This window comes from Syntrophorhabdus sp., from assembly GCA_012719415.1.
Taxonomy (GTDB): Bacteria; Desulfobacterota; Syntrophorhabdia; order Syntrophorhabdales; family Syntrophorhabdaceae; genus Delta-02.
Window position 1 is genome coordinate 1 of record JAAYAK010000240.1, and the last position, 3669, is coordinate 3669.

Here is a 3669-nt window from a genome sequence, read left to right on the forward strand (position 1 = left end):
CAGGGCCGGCCGCATCACAGGAAAGGAGAGAACGATGGAGAACGTCTGTTACCACAGGGAACCGGTGGAATCCCTCTGCGAGCACCTGAAAAGCCGGAACACGGGCCTCGGGAGCGACGAGGCCGTAAGAAGGCTCGACGAGTACGGTCCCAACGAGCTGAAGGCAAAAAAGAAGAAAACACCGGCGATGATGCTCCTTGACCAGTTCAAGGATTTCATGATCCTCATCCTCCTCGGTGCGGCCGTCGTGGCAGGCGTCATCGGGGAACTGACGGACACGCTCATCATCATTGCCATTGTCATCGCCAACGCCGTCATCGGCTTCATCCAGGAGTTCAGGGCTGAAAAGGCCATCGAGGCCTTGAAACAGATGGCCGCTCCCATGGCCGCCGTCTTCAGGGACGGCAGCGTCCGGTCGGTGGCCTCGCGGGACATCGTTCCGGGGGATGTCGTTCTCCTCGAGGCGGGCGCCATCGTTCCCGCCGACATGCGCCTCATCGAAAGCGCGCAGATGCGCGTCGATGAGGCCGCGCTCACAGGTGAATCCGTTCCCGTGGAGAAATCCGTCGGAGAACTCTGTGACGCGGATATCTCCATCGGCGACAGGGTGAACATGGCCTACAAGGGAACCATCGTCACCTACGGCAGAGGAACGGGCCTCGTTGTGGGGACCGGCATGGAAACGGAACTGGGAAAGATAGCCTCCATGCTCCAGGATGAAGATGAGGTCAGGACCCCCCTTCAGAAACGGCTCGCGGTCTTTGGCAAGAATCTTGCGGTAGCCATCCTTGTCATATGCGCCGTCGTCTTCGTTATCGGCCTTCTGCGGGGAGAGCGGCCGCTGCTCATGCTCCTTACCGCCATCTCCCTGGCCGTCGCGGCGATACCCGAGGCCCTGCCGGCGGTCATCACCATCTCCCTTGCCCTCGGCGCGAAGAAGATGGTGAAAAAGAACGCCCTTATCAGGAAGCTCCCCGCCGTTGAGACGCTCGGGTCCGTGACGTATATCTGTTCCGACAAGACGGGAACTCTCACATACAACCGCATGACCGTCGAAGAGCTCTACGCCCAGGGAGACATCGTCAGGAGCACCGATGAAAAGGCCCGGACACTTATGGACCTCATGAGGGGGGTCGCCCTTAACAACGACTCGAGGGAAGGCGCGGACGGTGCCTTTATTGGAGACCCCACGGAAGTCGCCCTCTACACCGTAGCCCGGGACAACGGGTACGAGAGGGAAAGGATCGAGACGGAACTCCCCCGTGTCGGCGAGATCCCCTTCGATTCCGACCGGAAATGCATGACGACCATACACAGCATGCCGGGTGGGGGCTTCGTGTCCTACACCAAGGGTGCACCCGATGTCCTCATCGAGCGGGCCCGGACGATGTGGGTGAACGGAATGAAAGAACCCTTGAAGAAGGAAGGGATCCTCGCCGCGAATGAAGACATGGCGAAGAGGGGCCTTCGGGTCCTGTGCGTGGCAATGCGGACCTGGGAAACACTCCCCGGAGAATGCTCCATCGACACGATGGAAAATGACCTCACCATACTTGGCCTCGTCGGAATGATGGACCCGCCCCGGGATGAGGCGAAAGAAGCCGTCGATCTCTGCAGGACGGCGGGCATCAGGCCCGTCATGATCACCGGGGACCATCCCGTCACGGCCGCCGCCATCGCGAAACGCATCGGCATACTTGACGAGTCAAGCGATGGCGTCATGAGCGGAAAGGAGCTTGCCGCGCTCGGCGATGATGTCTTCGCGTCAAAGGTGGAGCACATTCAGGCCTACGCGCGGGTCGCCCCCGAGCAGAAATTGAAGATCGTCAAGGCCCTGCAGGAGAGACACCAGTTCGTGGCGATGACCGGTGACGGCGTCAACGACGCCCCCGCCCTCAAACGGGCCGACATCGGTGTCGCCATGGGCATCACGGGCACGGATGTCTCCAAGGAGGCCGCCCACATGATCCTCCTCGACGACAACTTCTCGACCATCGTGCAGGCAGTGCGGGAAGGAAGGAAGATATACGACAACATCCGCAAATTCATCCGGTACCTTCTCGCGACGAACACGGGGGAGATCATGACGATATTCTTCGCGCAGATCCTGGGTTTTCCCATCCCCCTCCTGCCCATACACATCCTCTGGGTCAACCTGGTCACGGACAGCCTCCCCGCCCTCGCCCTTTCCGTGGAGCCGGCGGAAGACGACGTCATGAGGCGGCCGCCGAGAAACCCGAGGGAAAGCATCTTCTCCGGCGGCCTCGGCATCCAGACGATCTGGGTGGGGGGCCTCATGGCCTTTCTCGTCCTCTCCATGCAGTACGTCTCCATGACAGCATGCCACGGGAAATGGCAAACCATGGTCTTCACGGTGCTCTGTTTCACCCAGCTTGCGAACGCCCTGGCGGTCCGGTCCGATACGAAATCACTCTTCAAACAAGGCCTCATGTCCAACAAGGCACTTCTCGGCGCGGTCGCCCTGTCCATACTCATGCAGCTCGCGGTTGTCTACGTAGGCCCGCTCAACGCGGTCTTCAGGACACAGCCCCTTACCCTCGGGGAACTGGCCGCCTGCGTGGGGATCTCGTCGATCGTCTTCTTCGCTGTCGAGACAGAAAAGCTGGTCCGCCGCGCGAGGGCGCGACGTGCGGCCGTGAACTCAAAGGGTTGATTTTTCACGATGATGCCCATTATAATGTTGACCAGGCCATGACAATGGAAGGACCTCCGGCGAACAACGCGTATGTCGCATATTTCGACGTGCTGGGATTCACGTCCCGGTTCCTGTCGGGTGACCTCAGGAACCGCTACGAGAAGCTCGTCGCCGCCATCGACGAAAGAGGAGACAAGGACGTGACCTATTTCCTTTTCTCCGACAGCATCGTCGTCATCTCGCGAGTCTTTGCGAAGGTGAGGGAAACGGCGCGCTCCATCTACACGTGGGGCATCCTGAACGATTTCTGGCTCCGCGGCGGCATCGCCCACGGTGGCCTGACACCGCTTGACTTCTCCAGTTTCGTCAGCGGCAACAGGGTCATCCTTCCCTTCCTCGGCGAGGGTTACCTCAAAGCCTACAAGCTCGAATCGACGCTGAACATCTCGGGGATCGCCCTCGACGGTATCTTCTTCGAACCCGGCAAGGAATGCGCGGCCCTCAAACGACGGGTCGACTTCGTCGAGTACGAGGAATACCTGCCCAAGCGCGGATACGAGGACACCAAGCTCCTCCTCCTTCCCGAGGAAGGGTCGTTGAGGCAGATAGTGGACACGATGTATTTCGAGGAGATGCTCAAGTCGCACATCAACGACATCGACAAGTACATCAACACCTTCATCTTCTTCATCGAAACGCTGCTGAGGACCGCCGATCACCCGACGGTCGTCAAGTTCCTCGACAACCTGCTGAAGCAGCTGGAGCTCCACGGCAGCCACGTGCTCATCCCGAGCAAGGTCATCATCATCTTCGTGGCCGTCATCGAGGGCCTCATCAGGCGTTTCCGCTCGGGCACCTTCGACGACATCCCCGGAAACCCCCGGGAAAGGCTCGAAACCTACGTCGGGAACATCCTCGGCACGCTCAAGACCCAGGGGTACCTCCCCACCTTCGTGGACTACGTCCTCGAATACGACAAGGCACGCCACACAACGGTCTACAAAGACATCAAC

The 3669-nt window shown here is 59.9% G+C and carries 2 protein-coding genes; both read left to right on the plus strand.

The window, feature by feature from the left end:
- Positions 1–34: 34 nt before the first annotated feature.
- Positions 35–2674 (plus strand): cation-translocating P-type ATPase, encoded by a 2640-nt coding sequence (locus GXX82_14260; protein NLT24199.1) that lies wholly within the window; start codon positions 35–37, stop codon positions 2672–2674.
- 44 nt (positions 2675–2718) lie between these two features.
- Positions 2719–3669 (plus strand): hypothetical protein (locus tag GXX82_14265; GenBank protein ID NLT24200.1); only part of this gene is annotated, 951 nt, incomplete at its 3' end.